Origin of the sequence: Massilia agrisoli (genome assembly GCF_020831365.1) — a bacterium.
In the GTDB taxonomy this organism is placed as follows: Bacteria; Pseudomonadota; Gammaproteobacteria; order Burkholderiales; family Burkholderiaceae_D; genus Telluria_A; species Telluria_A agrisoli.
The window spans coordinates 240,117-254,746 of the sequence record NZ_JAJHPV010000004.1 but is presented as its reverse complement, the minus strand read 5'-3'; the positions used below and the strand labels follow the sequence as shown (position 1 = coordinate 254,746).

Annotated in this window: 11 protein-coding genes and 1 riboswitch; of the genes, 7 read left to right on the top strand and 4 right to left on the bottom strand. The window is 60.9% G+C overall.

The annotated features are described in order from the left end of the window. Window positions 1-721: 721 nt before the first annotated feature. On the bottom strand, window positions 722-1,603 hold the full coding sequence (locus tag LMJ30_RS02545; protein ID WP_229430769.1) for an OST-HTH/LOTUS domain-containing protein: 882 nt from the start codon (window positions 1,601-1,603) through the stop codon (window positions 722-724). Between the two features lie 579 nt (window positions 1,604-2,182). Here LMJ30_RS02545 and LMJ30_RS02540 point away from each other — a divergent pair. The 3 genes from LMJ30_RS02540 to LMJ30_RS02530 all read left to right on the top strand — a co-directional run bounded on the left by LMJ30_RS02540 (window position 2,183) and on the right by LMJ30_RS02530 (window position 4,392). Beyond that, the gene (locus tag LMJ30_RS02540) at window positions 2,183-2,932 is read left to right on the top strand and encodes a DUF6345 domain-containing protein (RefSeq protein WP_229430768.1); all 750 of its coding nucleotides are present in this window, start codon (window positions 2,183-2,185) and stop codon (window positions 2,930-2,932) included. A 3-nt stretch (window positions 2,933-2,935) separates the two neighbouring features. After that, the gene (locus tag LMJ30_RS02535; RefSeq protein WP_229430767.1) at window positions 2,936-3,883 is read left to right on the top strand and encodes a hypothetical protein; all 948 of its coding nucleotides are present in this window, start codon (window positions 2,936-2,938) and stop codon (window positions 3,881-3,883) included. 248 nt (window positions 3,884-4,131) lie between these two features. After that, entirely contained in the window at window positions 4,132-4,392 is a 261-nt protein-coding gene (locus tag LMJ30_RS02530) for a hypothetical protein (RefSeq protein ID WP_229430766.1), read from the top strand. A 335-nt stretch (window positions 4,393-4,727) separates the two neighbouring features. Here LMJ30_RS02530 and LMJ30_RS02525 read toward each other — a convergent pair whose 3' ends face one another. After that, the gene (locus LMJ30_RS02525) at window positions 4,728-6,428 is read right to left on the bottom strand and encodes a S8 family serine peptidase (RefSeq protein WP_229430765.1); all 1,701 of its coding nucleotides are present in this window, start codon (window positions 6,426-6,428) and stop codon (window positions 4,728-4,730) included. 220 nt (window positions 6,429-6,648) lie between these two features. Continuing rightward, a riboswitch (cyclic di-GMP riboswitch) is annotated at window positions 6,649-6,737 on the bottom strand. A gap of 252 nt (window positions 6,738-6,989) precedes the next feature. Here LMJ30_RS02525 and LMJ30_RS02520 point away from each other — a divergent pair. The 3 genes from LMJ30_RS02520 (at window position 6,990) to LMJ30_RS02510 (ending at window position 10,952) form a co-directional block, all read left to right on the top strand. Beyond that, a complete protein-coding gene (locus tag LMJ30_RS02520) occupies window positions 6,990-7,589 on the top strand; it encodes a PEP-CTERM sorting domain-containing protein (RefSeq protein WP_229430764.1) in 600 nt (199 codons plus the stop codon). A gap of 157 nt (window positions 7,590-7,746) precedes the next feature. After that, on the top strand, window positions 7,747-8,427 hold the full coding sequence (locus LMJ30_RS02515; RefSeq protein ID WP_229430763.1) for a PEP-CTERM sorting domain-containing protein: 681 nt from the start codon (window positions 7,747-7,749) through the stop codon (window positions 8,425-8,427). A 254-nt stretch (window positions 8,428-8,681) separates the two neighbouring features. Beyond that, a complete protein-coding gene (locus LMJ30_RS02510; protein ID WP_371872962.1) occupies window positions 8,682-10,952 on the top strand; it encodes a S9 family peptidase in 2,271 nt (756 codons plus the stop codon). Window positions 10,953-11,102: 150 nt separating this feature from the next. On the opposite strand, the gene LMJ30_RS02505 is transcribed toward LMJ30_RS02510, so the two are convergent. Then, complete coding sequence (locus LMJ30_RS02505; protein ID WP_229430761.1) at window positions 11,103-12,332, bottom strand: ArgE/DapE family deacylase; 1,230 nt, start codon at window positions 12,330-12,332, stop codon at window positions 11,103-11,105. An 8-nt stretch (window positions 12,333-12,340) separates the two neighbouring features. Then, window positions 12,341-13,558, bottom strand: a complete 1,218-nt coding sequence (locus tag LMJ30_RS02500) for a urate hydroxylase PuuD (RefSeq protein WP_229430760.1) — start codon at window positions 13,556-13,558, stop codon at window positions 12,341-12,343. 124 nt (window positions 13,559-13,682) lie between these two features. Here LMJ30_RS02500 and LMJ30_RS02495 point away from each other — a divergent pair, with 124 nt between their 5' ends. Then, complete coding sequence (locus tag LMJ30_RS02495) at window positions 13,683-14,621, top strand: LysR substrate-binding domain-containing protein (RefSeq protein WP_229430759.1); 939 nt, start codon at window positions 13,683-13,685, stop codon at window positions 14,619-14,621. Window positions 14,622-14,630: the final 9 nt, after the last annotated feature.

Genomic DNA, 14,630 nt, shown 5'->3' with positions numbered 1-14,630 from the left:
GAGAAAAGACGCCGTCATGGTCGTATACAAGTCTCACTTTGCTAGCCCCGAGATTCCAGTGGCCAATCACTGAAATAAGAAATACTCCATCGCAGCCGTGGTGTTTCCATCCCTGCGTTTCGCCGGTTTCACTATCCACCACAACAGTTAACCTGCTTAGATTCTGACTACCGCATTTCAGACAGCGAGGAGGGGTGGTTCTGCTTAACAGAAAGTTAATCCGTTCGTAAGCAGATTCGATGACCTCACCCATCTCATGCAAGTCGGCAGTGCTCGTCTCATGAGCAATCGAGGAACCGTCATCAAGTTTATGAAAGGAGCGGCGAACAACTTTTCTTGTGAACCATCCCCGCCGCGTTGATGCCGACCTAAGGCTAGTTGAAAGCCTTCGCAGTGATGCCATCGCATCGGCCATAGTCAAGTCTTCAACATGTTGAATTCCATCGCAACTAGAACACCAGCCATAACAATAGTTGACGGCAATCCGCACCCCATGCTCGAGCTGATACATCCGCCGAGGTGACCAAATCCATCCTGGTTCTACCTTGCCACAGCTGGAACACGTACATCTCGAAATTGGAAAACCCATTGTTATCTCGTTCTCAAGCCAAAGAAAAACGTCATTATTCTCTGCAACGTGACGGGCACCCCACGCCTGCTAGCCGTTCAATCCGCTACGGAGACAACCCCAGATCCACTCGTCAGCGGGGGGCGTCTCGTCTCAGCGTTGCCCCGTTGGACTCCGATACCAGGTCTGTCTTCTTTTGCCAGTTGGGTCGGTGACACTCCGGAGTTCAAAAAGCCCAGATTTCCATAAGATCTGGCGCCATGTCTTGCAGCCATATCGGCGGGGTATCTGGTCTCGATTTTCCGTCGATATAAGTGCTATCGCAGCACTAAGGGAGGTCCAGCCATCTATCCGGCAAACCGTCTCTGCTTCGCGCAAGCATTCGACTATCGTGGCCCGCGGCCAGCACACGGTGCCATCATGGTTGATACCGTGTACTAAAGCATCCTCGAAGGACTTTGTTTGGATGAACGACGACATCAGCGCTTGGTCCTCAGCTAGGCCGGTGGCCCAGGACTTCAGCCGTTCGCAGTGCCCATCAATTTTCTCGTAGCAGCTTTCGAGGTGAGTGGTTGCAGCGCGGCAGCCCTTCTCGTCGGAGATGTCGAAACGCTCGATGAGGTGGTGGACCAGGTCATTGCGCAGCGCAACCAGTTCGGCCAGCCCCTCCTTCGTTTGCGCATGGCGCTCGGGCGACATCGAGATAGTGAAGCGCATGCTGGCCGAAGCGACATCAGCAGATTGGCCGCCAAAGCTGGTCTCGCTTGGTTTGGCCTCACGTTTTGACGTCGCGGGAGCCAGATGGCCGCTGGTGAACAGCCTCACCAATGTCCCCAGACTCTTGTCGCTGACGCCGGCCTCCTGCCTGGCGCGAACGGTTTGAAGGTGTTCAAGCGGACCTTTCACTTCCATGCCTGCGACCATTGCTTTCATGAGACGCTCGTACTGTTGAAGCCGAAGAATGCATCGTCCGAGCTTGCGCTGCACCTCATGCTGAAAAATTTCACTCGAGTTGTTCATATCAAAAAAGCTCATTGTCTTGGCGCGCCATGCACTACATAAGGCATCAGTTACAAGCTACGATGCCTCCCGTTACCCAATTCTTCCGCCCTGATATCGTGCGCGAGTATCGCGCGTCACCACGCGCTTACCGCTCTTGACACCTAGTTGAGGGTTACTTTTTCCTATTGAATTACCAACTGTAGTACGGAAAGTCGCGCTAACACAATTGGTTTTTTCCGACGCGCATTGGGGCGAACTTGCCCTCGCCGCCCGCCGCGGGTACCCACCATTCCCGGTCGGCCACCTGCTTCTCCGGAAACTTGCCGACCTGTTCGGCTGCGACTACTTGACGATCACACTGGCGTTGCGCTTCTAGTCGCGGCTTTTCTGGATCGAATAGCGGTAGCCGGCACGATAACTTGCGTGGCGTCCGCTACGGGCCAGCGTGCTACCTTGCCTGGCCAACAGGCCCGGGCTGAGGCGCCTCCAATTTCCGGCGCCGCCATCTCACAGCAGATGATCTACGACAGTGTCCGCCCTGTCGAGGCCGCTACTGTAAGGACAGCTGCGCCGCGAAACGGGCGCACATCCACCGTCGACAAGGAGATTGCCATGGCAAGGTTCGGAGTAGAAGCGATCCGATACTTCAGTCATGCGCGCGCCGCAGGCGTGAGCACAGCCGGAGATCTGACCTATACCTTCAACCGGAGTAACGGTTTCGATTCAACCTTGCGGTCCGCGGGCCATACGCGAGCGTTCTATTGGGCCAATACGGACTGTTGGGAGAACGACATCCGCGATGCCGACCAGGGTGGCGGCGACCGCAACTGGGTCGATGACGTCGACCTGTACTGGCAGGAGACGCACGGCGGCCACGAGGAAGACGGCCGCGCCCGCATGCTCTACGACACGCCGCAGACCGAATGGCGCACCTACTCGAACCGCTGGCAGCTGGGCGAGGACTGGAACAACGAATGGGTGATGGCCTACTCCTGCGAGACCGTGAACCGCAACCGCGTCACCGGACTGTGGAACATCTTCGCCCGCATGCACATCTACTGCGGCGCGTGGGAAACCATGTGGGACGGCATCACGACCGACGAGTGCGGCGAAGACGTGGCCGACAACCTGACCGACGGCGACACCGTCCACCAGGCCTGGCACAACGGCGTGTCCGACTGGTGGGTGGACAACCATCCGATCACCGTGTGCGTGGGGAACGCCGCGACCTGGAACAACGGCAACATCCGCTGGGACCTGTCGTACCTGAACCGCGACCACCTGTGGGGGCATGGCAATGTCGATGCCGACCTGGCGCCGGCCCAGCAGGCCTGCATCCTGTGGTACTGGACGGAGGGTTAAATCATGAACGAGCAAAGCCTGATCGACAGCCTGGCCTCCGCCTGCGAAGGCCAGCTGCCCAACCGCGCCGACGTGCTGGCGCTGCGTCCCTTCACCCAGGACGAGGTGCGCACCCGCGCCAACCGCTTCATCACCCTGATCCACGAGGCCGACGCCTGCTCGAATGACCACCTTCACCCCGTCACGCGTGACGACCGCACGGTGGTCCAGCTGGCCGGCGGCGCGCGCGCCGTCATCTACCACGCCTCCGGCGCGCTGCAGTTCAGCGCCGGGATCGCGCCTTTGCAGGCGCCGTTCGAGCAGGCCAGGGACCGTGAACAGCTGACGCGCCTGGTCACCGAAGCGGCGCAGCGGCTGAACATCCGCGACTGGGCCGGCGACAACGGCAGCCTTGCCTTCGAGCGGCTGTTCCAGTCCAAGGGACAGGGAGCGGACCGCAACGCGCGCGCTTCCGAACCGGTGCTGTTCCGGGTCACCGGGGCATGGCGCCATGCCATCGCCGGCATACCGGTGCTGGGCGGCGCCTCGGTCGCCCTGACGCTCGCCGGCGACGCCAGGCTCGATGCATTGTCCGTGCGGATTCGCCCCGCGGTGTCCGAGAAGCTCGACAACGCGGCCATCATCGCGCCGGAACTGGCCGCGCGGCAGGTCGCCGCCAGGCTTGCCAGCTTGCTGGGCAACGCGAAGGAGAGGCTGCCGGGCGATGTGATCGCGTCGCAAACGATGCGCTTCGGCTACCTCGACCTGGGCAAGCGCAAGGCGCAACGGGTGCTCGCGCCAGTGTTCGTGGCCCAGGTCGTGCTGCGCCACCGGCTTGAAACCCAGGGCTACATCATCGCCGTCCCGGCAACCGAACGCCACTATCTCGACCTGCCCCTGTTCGGGAACGAGGCAGTGGGCACCCGTTCGCGCGCCAGTAACGGCGGCCACTGCAAGGAAGTGTTGCGCTAGCGCGGCCAGTCCGGCGCCGCGCGGGACAGGCGGAGCCGGACTGCGCCAGCAATCTGGCGGGACATGGCCTTGCCATTATTTCCATGCGGCAATCAAATACCCCTCATCACTATCGCTGATGAGCTCATGCGTATATTATGCGTGATATTCGCTATTTGAATGGCCCACATCAGAAATCAAAATTTTCCTTATAGCTCAGACTCTCTTATACTGCACTGCAACAACACATGCATTTACAGGAGTTTCAGATGACTACCGCAACTTTCCACGCTAACGACAGCCTGCGCGACTACTTCGCCGATGTCGCCCGCGCCGCGCGCGCCTTTGCCGCAGCCCTGTTCGCCGCACAAGAACGTCAATACGTCGCGCAGGAAGTCGTCCAGCCGGACCTCAGTTCCGCCCGCGCCATGCAAAAGAGCCGCATGCAACTGTTCGCCATGGCACGCGACTGCGAAAACATCTCGCCGTCGCTGGCAGCCGAGCTGCGCAACCTGGCTGGGCGGGGCTGATCATGGAAATGCTCGGTTTCCTGCCTGGCGCAATTGCCGCTGTCGCGATGGTTGTGCGCATCGTCATGTTCTTCCGTTTTGAGTACAAGTCCGGCGCGAAGTCGGCAGCGTAGGAAGCGGCCAGCCGCAAGGGCTGGCTGATCGCAGCGCCATCGCTGTCGATTGCGTTCAACGGCCGGGAGCGTTCGCTGCCAGGTGCAGTTGAAAAGAAACCCGGAACTGGTCCACAAGGCCAGTTCCGGGTTTTGTCGTTTACAGCCGATAAAAAAATATGGGCAGGAGGCTTTTGCCCCCTGCCCAGCACCGCAGCCTACGCCGCGCGATTGCGGTCCCGCTTACTTGACCACGTTGACAATGACCGTGGTCTCGGACAGGTTACCGGCCTTGTCCTTGGCGGTCGCCTTCAGCGTATGCGCGCCGGCGGTGTACTTGTGCGCTTCCCAGCGCCAGGACAGCGAGCCGCCGGTGCCGTAGGCACGCAGCACGCCATCGGTCAGCAGCTGCAGGCGAAGGCCGGACACGTCGCGGTTGTCGCTGGCACTGACACTGATGGTGACCGTACCCGAGACATTGCCAGCGACTGGATTGGTGATCGTGACCGTCGGCTTGATCGTGTCGGCGGTCGTAGTCGTCCCCGACGAGGTCGTGTTGGCGACGTTCACCGCGACGGTGCTCGAGGTTCCAGCGTTGCCTGCAGCATCGTAGGCAACGGCCACCAGGTTCGCCATGCCGTTGGCCACACCGGTCGAATTCCAGCTGAAGCTGTACGGAGCGGCACTGTCGACGGCAACCACGGTGCCGTTGGCTTTCAGCTCAACGCGGGACACGCCCACGTTATCGGAAGCACTCGCGTTGACGGCAACGTTGCCCGATACCGTCGCGCTGCCCAGCGGCGCCGAAATCGATGCCGTTGGCTTGGTAATGTCTGCCGTGCCGCCGTAGCTCTTCGCTGCGTAAACCGCTGCGGCCGCATTCACACGGCCATAGCCGTAGTAAATATCACGTCCCGCAGAACCGAGGTCAACCGCAGTCTTGTACATCAAGGACTGGATCGTGTCAGGGCTCAAATCCGGGCGCGCCGACATCATCATCGCTGCCACACCGGCGGCAACCGGTGCCGCGAACGACGTACCGTTTGCAGTCCGGTAGCTACCGTTGGTGCCGGTGGTCCAGATGCCGCTGCCCGGAGCTGCCAGCGACACTGCCGAGCCATAGCTGGAGAAGCTCGACCGTGTATCGGAGCTCGTCGTGGACGAGACCACAATCAATGCCGGATCCGCGGTAATCTTCTCGTCGATGTTGGAGTTACCAGCAGCTACAAAAACCAGGCCGCCTTTGCTCTTCATATAGCGTGAAGCACTCAATACTGACGAGCTGCTGTGGACACGAGCATAGCTGACGTTGGCCACCCGCGCGCCGTTGTCGGCTGCGTAGGTGATGCCACTTGCAATCGTGCTGTACGACGCGTAGCAGGAGTTGTACGTCGTGTTCCAGTACGCGATGCGCAGCGGCATGATTTTCGAGGTACCGGCAACGCCGGCGACGCCGAGACCGTTGTTCGACGCCGCAGCGGCGGCGCCGCCCACCGCCGTACCGTGGCCGCAGATGTCGGACACGTCGGTATTGTTGTTATAGATATTGCGGCCGGCGACCAGGTTTGGCTTGAGGTCGGGATGGCTCAGCTCCATGCCGGAGTCGAGGATGGCGATGGTCACGCCGGTGCCGCGGGTCGAATCCCAGGCCGTATTGGCGCCGATCTTGTTGATGTGCCATGCGCTGCCGATGTACGGGTCATTGACCGCCATCGCGCTCTCGACGATGCGGTCCAGCTCGGCGAACTTGAACTCCGGGCGATGCTCCAGCTGTTTGAGGATCGCCACTTCCGACGCGTTGGCCGGCAGCTCGATGATGTGCAGGTTACTCTGACCGATCTTCTTGGCCTTGCCGCCATGTGGTTTGACGAGTTTGTCGAGCGACTCGGGCGACAACCCTGGCTTGACTTCGATCAAAATCCGACCGCGTACGAAATCGTCCACTCCGGGTTCAGAAGGCTTCGCGGCAACCGCGGTTTGGGCTGCGAGAGCGCTGGCGCAGGCAACCGCCAGAACGGATGCGCGTAGTGGGAAGAGGGAGAAGGAAGAGGTAAAGAACATGAAAACAATCCTGTCTAATAGTTAATGAACAGGATTGCTAAACAAACCAGTGCGTGCCGCGTGCGAATGCGGTCCCGCCGCGCAACGAATGCGCCCGATTTTGCCTGGCAGTCCTGCCGTCATGGGGAAAAACGACCCTTTAGACCGTTGACTTTGCGTCCCCCTCTTTAGAGGGGTTTGCCTTTTACAGAGCAGTTACTGTACCTCAGTTAATTACCTAGGGCAATAACTTTCGGAACCGAAATGATATATCCGTGCAACAGCTTGATACATATTAATTACATTTGCTAACAATATGTCGAAGGGCTTTACAGCCTTTATTAGCAATCTGGCACATTAATAATAAAGTTTGAGCAAAATCAAATACTTAGGTGACATGGAACAGGAAATGCTTAATATTTACGGCCTCACCGTTATTTTGATTTCAACCCTAGGGGAAATATCATGTTTTCATTAATTAACACTAGCAAAATTACAAAGAGTGTTATCGCCGGAACAGCATTAGTTATTGGCAGTATGTTTTCATCGACTGCCATTGCTGAACCGATGTATACGGCGGACATGCTTCTTGGCTCGGCGAATCTCGGAAACTCCAGCGTTAACGATGAAATGGACTACCTGCGCGACCTGGTCGGTGATCCTGAGCTCGACTTGATCGAGAAGGTGGACACGGAAAATCCCGCCCTGATCGCCCTCGACGATGAAGGCCAGTGGTACATCGACGTTGCACCGGATGAGCCAGGTTATTTCATGCTCAAATTCGGCACTGGCGGAACCGGGGTCACTGATAGCCACTATTTCTTCGAGAACATCGCCGAGTTGACCAAGCTCGTCTGGACCAACGACCAGGTTAATTTCCTGACCGGCGGCGATTGTGGCGCGAACAATCAGAACGCCTGCAACATCGGCCGTCTGAGCCACTTCCTGATTGCGGATGATGACGGTGGCGGGCCTCCGACTGAAGTTCCTGAGCCAGGTTCCGTCGCACTTGCCGGCCTGGGCATGCTGGGACTGTGGTTTAGCCGCAGGAGCCTCAAGAAGTAATGTTGGGGTTGACGCGTCGTGCAAGGGCGAGGCTTTTTAGCCTCGCTTTTTTTTGCTGCTGTCGAAAATCTTTACAGTCATCGCGTAAAAGATGCAAATGGGAAATTGAAATTGATTTAAATCAATGACTTGGGAGCGCTGGCATAGGAATTGCTTATTGCAGGCATACGCATTCCGAAAAATTCCAAACAGGGGATCCACCATGTCTGTCAACAAAAAACCTTGCAAATTTATCAGCAGTTACATTGCGGGCGCATTGCTCGCGTTTGCAGGCGTGGTTTCGCCGCTCGCCCTTGCCGCTCCAATCTATTCAGTCGACACACTTCTCGGTTCGGCTACGCTGGCTAATTCGGGCGACGATGAAGTCGAGGCGCTGCGTGCCTACGCCGACGACGCAACCCTCACCCGCACCCAGCTTTCCGCCGCTGGCGTGGCCGTCGGCGCCAACGGTCAATGGTTTATCGACGTCGGCCTGGCCACCCCGGGATACTTCGTGTTGAAATTCGGTACCGGGACGACCAACCAGCATACGCACTTCTTCTTCAAAAACGACGGCGCTGTCGGCAACACAAAGCTCGTCTGGACCGATGCCCAGGTCAATTTCCTGACCGGCGGCGGCAACTGCTACATTCCTGACGCGATCCCGCCGAAGACCCCGAAGACGCCTGACCTAACGTCTTGCAACATCACGCGCCTCAGCCATTTCGGCTTCGGCGGGGTCCTCCCGGACGACGGCGTACCGCCAACTGAAACCGATATCCCCGAACCTGGCTCGCTGGCGCTGGCGGGACTTGGCCTGCTCGGCCTCTTCGCCGCCCGCAAGAAGCGCGTTCAATAAGCCACCCTACTTTAGCTACCCAAAGGGCGGGACCTGCATGGTTCCCGCCCTTTTTGTTTGCGCCCCCGGGGCGCCGGCATCCATACCCGCTGCGCATGGCAGTACGCTAGAATGTGCCCCGGCAACTTCCCCGACGGCACAAGCCGTCCCAACCTTACCAGCCAGGACAAATGCGTCTCTTCGCACTCCCCTTACTTGCTGCAGTCTGGGCAATCCCCGCCGCAGCCTATACCCCCATCAGCCTCGACCAGGCCATGTCCCACCCCGACTGGATCGGCACCCCTGCGGAAGACGCATGGTGGAGCTGGGACGGCAAGCAAGTGTTCTATAAGCAAAAGCGCACCGGTTCGCAGTTGCGCGACACCTTCCAGGCCGTGCCCGGCAAGCCGCGCCGCATTGGCGACGCGGAACTGTCGAACATGGACGGCCCCAACGTCACCTACAACCGCGACCGCACGCGCGCCATCCTGCTGCGCAACGGCGATTTGTTCGAGCGCGACCTCAAATCCGGCGTGCTAACCCAGATCACCCGCGGCAGCACAGGCCTGGCCGCGCCCCAGTATTCGTCCGACGGCGCCAGCGTGCAATTCCGCGTCGGCCATGAATGGCTGAGCTGGAGCCGGGCCGACCGGCTGGTCTCGCCAGTGGTGCGCCTGCGCGCCGAGAAGGACCCGGCAGCGGCGCCGGACGACGACGCACTGCGCGCGATGCAGCTGCGCCTGATCTCGACCCTCAAGCGCCAGAAGGACGACCGCGACGCCGCGCGCGACCGCACCGAAGAAGAACGCCGCGCCGACCTGACGCGTGCGCCCGGCCCGGTCTACCTGGGCGATAAGGTCGTTATCGATGGCAGCGCCCTGTCGCCGGACGGCCGCTGGCTGCTGGCCGTGACCGCGCCAAAAAGCGCCGACAAGGGCCGCGTCGGCAAAATGCCGCGCTATATCACCGAGTCGGGCTACGAAGAATTCGACGACCAGCGCCCGCGCGTCGGCCGCAACCTGCCGCTCGCCCATGCGCTCAAGCTGGTCGACCTGAAGACCCGCAAGGTGCACGAGCTGTCGTTCGACGTGCTGCCGGGCGTGGCGACCGATCCCCTGGCCGAGCTGCGCAAGGCGCAAAAGGTCGACCCGCTCAAGGGCAACCGCACAGTGCGTGTCGATGACGACGGCGAAAGCATCCGCTGGAGCGCCAACGGCGCGCAGGCCGCCGTGATGCTGCGCGCGGTCGACAACAAGGACCGCTGGATCGCCAAGGTCGACCTGGCCGGCATCAAGCTCAATCCTGTGCACCGCCAGAGCGACACCGCATGGGTCAACTCGGGCAACAACGACTTCGGCTGGCTGGCCGATAACAGCACGCTGTGGTTCCTGTCGGAAGAAACCGGCTACTCGCACCTGTACACGATGAACGCGGCAAACGCGGTGCGCGCGCTCACCCGCGGCAACTGGGAGGCCACGCGCGTGCAGTGGACCTCGGATGGTTCCAGCGCCTACATGCTGTGCAATCCGAAGAACCCGGGCACCTACGAAGTGTGCGCGGTGTCAGCCAAGGACGGCGCGCTGCGCGAAGCGACTTCGCTGGAAGGCGTCGAGCATTTCACGCTGTCGCCAGACCAGCGCAAGCTGCTGGTCGGTTACTCGTCAAGCTACATGCCGATCCAGCTGGCCACCGTGCCTGCCTCGGGCGGCGCCGCCACCAGGCTGACCGACACCCGCACCGCCGAATTCAAGGCGCGCAAGTGGATCGAGCCGCAGTACGTGGCCGTACCGTCGACCAAGGGCGCAGGGCCGATCTGGGCCAAGCTGTACCGCCCCGCCACGCTCGAACCAGGCAAGAAGTACCCGGTCGTGATGTTCGTGCACGGCGCTGGCTACCTGCAGAACGTCAGCAAGCGCTATCCGGTCTACTTCCGCGAACAGATGTTCCACAACCTGCTGGTTGAAAAAGGCTACATCGTGCTGGACATGGACTACCGCGCATCGAAGGGCTATGGACGCGACTGGCGCACGGCGATCTACCGCCAGATGGGCTATCCGGAGCTGGAAGACTACATCGACGGCGTCAACTGGATGGCGGCGAACCACCAGGGCGACCTGCAGAATGTCGGCATTTACGGCGGCAGCTATGGCGGCTTCATGACCTTCATGGCGCTGATGCGCGCGCCGGACTCGTTCAAGTCTGGCGCCGCGCTGCGGCCTGTGACTGACTGGACGACGTACAACCACGAGTACACGTCGAACATTTTGAATACGCCGGACCTGGACCCTGAAGCGTACAAGAAGTCGTCGCCAATCGAGTACGCCGACCAGCTGCGCGGCAACCTGCTGATCTCGCACGGCATGGTCGACGACAACGTGTTCTACCAGGACTCAGTGCGTATCGCACAGCGCCTGATCGAGCTGAAGAAGGACAACTGGGAAATGGCCAGCTACCCGCTGGAGCGGCACGCGTTTGTGCAGCCGGAGAGCTGGTATGACCAGTATCGCCGGATTTACCAGCTGTTCGAACGGACGCTGAAGAAGTAAGACGAAGGAGCCCTTGCAGGGCTCCTTTTTTATTGAGGGGTGTTCGGCGGATGCGCTACGCTTATCCGCCCTACCCTCCCGTGGCCATCTACGCGTAGGGCGGAAGAGCGCGCAAGCGCGTCATCCGCCGAACGGCGCCGCCAGGAGAATCTACTTCGCGAGGAAATCCAGCAGAGTCAACGCAACCACCTTCGTCGCCTTGCGCAAGTCCTCCAGCGCCAGCTTTTCATCAGCCTTCTTCGCATTCGACTCCGGCACCGTACGCGGCCCCGCGCCGTAAAGCACCGCCGGAATCCCATGTTCGCCATACAGGCGAGCGTCCGCATACAGCGGCGTGCCCTGCGCCGTGATCTCTTCGCCGATCACTTCCCTGCCGTGCTTCTGCAGCGCCGCCACCAGCTTTTCGCCCTCCGGCAGGGGCCGCAGGGCATTCGACAGCAGCAGGCGCCGAATCTCGACGCGGATCCCCGGCTCGCCCTTCACCGCATCCTCGATCAAGGCCACCACCTGCGCCTCAACCGCGGCCGGATCTTCGTCCGGGATCATGCGGCGGTCCATCTTCATCACCACCTTGCCCGGCACGACGTTGGTGTTGGTGCCGCCATCGATGCGCCCCACCAGCATGGTTGGCGAATCGATACCCGGCACCTTCGATTTGATCTTCTTCAGCTCCGGCAGCTGCCCGTAAATCGCATTCAGGATCTTCGTCGCGGCCTGCAGCGCATCATGCCCGGTTTCCGGCATCGCGCCGTGGCCCGATTTGCCATGCACGGTAATCTCCAGCTGAAGGCAGGCGTTATGCGCGGTGACGATGTTATAGCTGAACCCCGCCGCGATCACGAAATCAGGCCTGGTCAGCTTCTGCTCCAGCAGCCAGCCCGGCCCCAGCAAACCGCCGAACTCCTCGTCATACGTGAAGTGAAGTTCCACCCCGCCTTTCAGCGGGACGCCCAGCGCTTCCAGCGCGCGCACGGCGAAAATGTAAGTCGCGAAATCGCACTTCGACACCGCCGCCGCGCGGCCGTAGATGTAGCCGTCTTCCACCACGCCGCCATATGGCGGCTTGGTCCAGCCTTCGCCCGGGGGCACCACGTCGCCGTGCGCGTTGAGCGCGATGGTCGGCCCCCCTTCATCGTACGGCCGGCGTACAATCAGGTTGGTGATGCTCTCCATGCCGTAATCGCGCACCAGCTGCGCAGGCACCACGTGCTTCTCGGCGTTCCATCCGAACGCCTGCACCATGTCAGCCACCGCGTCCGCGTGCGGTGCGTTGTTGCCGGGCGGGGTGTCGGTGGGAACGCGAATCACCTGCTGGAGGAAAGCCACTTCTTCGTCGAAGTGTTCGTCGATCCATGCTGTCAGTTGTTCTTGTGTCGTCATATCGATTCCTATTTGGCGCCCGCTTCGAACCACGCCGCTACCTGCGCGCGTTCGGCGTCCGTCATGTTGGTGAGGTTCCCGATCGGCATAGCTTTCAGCGTCACCGACTGTTCATAGATCTTGGCCGCGTTCTGCCGGATCAGCGCGGCATCGTGCAACATGACCCCGGCTGGCGCGGATGCAAAGCCGGGCTGTGTCGGCGCGGCCGAGTGGCACGACACGCAACGCTGCGTCATGATCTGCTGGACAGCCGCAAACTGCGCTGCCGGATCGGCAGCGGCGTCACGCGCGGCCGGTGCTTTCGGTGCGATAGCGATGGCCAGCGCGGCCAGCAAAGCCACGCCGGCCGCCGGATATTTCCACTCCACGCGTCCCTTGTGGCGCAGGTTGAAGAAGTGGCGGATCAACACGCCCGCAGCCATGATCACGCCAAGCACCGCCCAGGCATGCTCATGGCGGTAGGTCATCGCGTAGTGGTTGCTGATCATGATGAACAATACCGGCAGCGTGAAGTAGTTGTTATGCACGCTGCGCTGCTTGGCTTTCAGGCCGTGGACCGGGTCGGGCTTCTGCCCCGCCATCATCGCATTCACCATCTTGCGCTGGCCCGGAATAATCAGCATCAGCACGTTCCCGACCATCATCGTGCCTATCATCGCGCCGACGTGGATGTAAGCCGCGCGGCCGCTCAGGTAATGGGTCAGCACATACGCGCTCGCGACCAGCAGCGCGAAGATCACGACGCCGAACGCCAGGTCATGCTGGCCAAGCTTCGAGCGGCACAGCAGGTCGTACACGGTCCAGCCCAGCACAATGCTGCCAAGGCCGATGCCGATCGCCTGCCAGCTGGTCAGGTTGGCGACCGCGGTATCGACCATCATTGCCTGCGCATTGAAGTAGTAAACAATCGTCAGCAGCGCGAAGCCGGACAGCCAGGTCGAATACGCCTCCCACTTGAACCAGTGGAGTTCCTTCGGCAGTTCGGCTGGCGCGACCAGGTATTTTTGCGGGTTGTAGAAGCCGCCGCCGTGGACCGCCCACAGCTCGCCCGACACGCCCTTGTTGGCGAGCTCGGAGCCCGGCGCCGGCGGGCGGATCGTGTTATCCAGCCAGACGAAATAAAAGGAGGCGCCGATCCATGCGATGCCGGTGATAACGTGCAGCCACCGGACCAGCAGGTTGAGCCAGTCGAGGCCGTAGGGGAGCAGGTGTCCAAAAACTTCCATGGGTTTCCTTGTTGCGGGAACAACGACAATAGTACGGCGAATTTACAGAAGATAAACGCTTTCCTTTCCCGGCACATGAAATATCGCGTATATTCGACATAACCAATTTGATATACGTTTTCCCATGGCAGGCCTCCCCCAGCACCTTGATTTGCACCTGATCCGCATCCTCTACTTGCTGCTGGTCGAAAAGAATGTTTCCCGGGTCGCGCTCAAGCTCAACCAGCCCCAGCCGTCTATCTCGGCCTCGCTGCGCAAGCTGCGCGAACTGACCGGCGACCCGCTGCTGGTGCGCGGCGCGCGCGGCATGGTCCCGACCCAGCACGGCGAGAGCCTGCTTAAGCCGGCCAAGCGCATCCTCGACGAGACCGAGAGCCTGTTCGTCAAGAAGTCTCCCTTTATACCCGAACAGGAGGCGCGCACTTTCAACATCGCCGCGCCGGACTACCTGGACAGCCAGTTCCTGCCCAACGTGGTGGCGGCGCTACGGCGCGGCTCGCCCAACAGCCGTGTGGTGATCCACAGCCTCGGCCCGGGTGTCGACTACGTCCGCATGCTGTCGGACGGCGACATGGACCTTGTCATCGCCAACTGGGACGAGCCGCCGCCGCACCTGCACATGTCGAAGCTGTTCGAGGACCCGATCATCTGCACCATGCGCGCCGACGCTCCCTACGCGCGGCGCACCGCGAGCGATGCGATGACGGTCGAAGACTACCTCGGCCTGCCGCACGTCGCCCCTTCGCAGATGATGCCGGGCCACCGCGGCGTCATCGACGCCTTTCTCGAGCGCGAGGGCATGCGCCGCAACGTCGCGGTTGAATCGGCCTACTTCGGCCTGATCCCGTACATGCTGACGCAGACCGACCTGGTGCTGACCACCGGGCGCCAGTTCATCCGCTTCTATGAACGTACGCTGCCGCTCAAGACCTTCACGGTGCCGGTCAAGTTCCCGCCGATGCGCTTCTACCAGCTGTGGCACGAGCGCGTGCACCAGGCGCCTGAGCACAAATGGCTGCGCGACCAGCTGAGCGCTGCGGCAAAGGCGCTGATTCAAAAGTAAGCGCGTACT

What these genes read in the sequence shown, in the direction of transcription:
- LMJ30_RS02545 (WP_229430769.1), bottom strand. Translation starts at nt 1,603, where the DNA reads ATGAGCTTTTTTGATATGAACAACTCGAGTGAAATTTTTCAGCATGAG.
- LMJ30_RS02540 (WP_229430768.1), top strand. Translation starts at nt 2,183, where the DNA reads ATGGCAAGGTTCGGAGTAGAAGCGATCCGATACTTCAGTCATGCGCGC.
- LMJ30_RS02535 (WP_229430767.1), top strand. Translation starts at nt 2,936, where the DNA reads ATGAACGAGCAAAGCCTGATCGACAGCCTGGCCTCCGCCTGCGAAGGC.
- LMJ30_RS02530 (WP_229430766.1), top strand. Translation starts at nt 4,132, where the DNA reads ATGACTACCGCAACTTTCCACGCTAACGACAGCCTGCGCGACTACTTC.
- LMJ30_RS02520 (WP_229430764.1), top strand. Translation starts at nt 6,990, where the DNA reads ATGTTTTCATTAATTAACACTAGCAAAATTACAAAGAGTGTTATCGCC.
- LMJ30_RS02510 (WP_371872962.1), top strand. Translation starts at nt 8,682, where the DNA reads ATGTCCCACCCCGACTGGATCGGCACCCCTGCGGAAGACGCATGGTGG.
- LMJ30_RS02505 (WP_229430761.1), bottom strand. Translation starts at nt 12,332, where the DNA reads ATGACGACACAAGAACAACTGACAGCATGGATCGACGAACACTTCGAC.
- LMJ30_RS02500 (WP_229430760.1), bottom strand. Translation starts at nt 13,558, where the DNA reads ATGGAAGTTTTTGGACACCTGCTCCCCTACGGCCTCGACTGGCTCAAC.
- LMJ30_RS02495 (WP_229430759.1), top strand. Translation starts at nt 13,683, where the DNA reads ATGGCAGGCCTCCCCCAGCACCTTGATTTGCACCTGATCCGCATCCTC.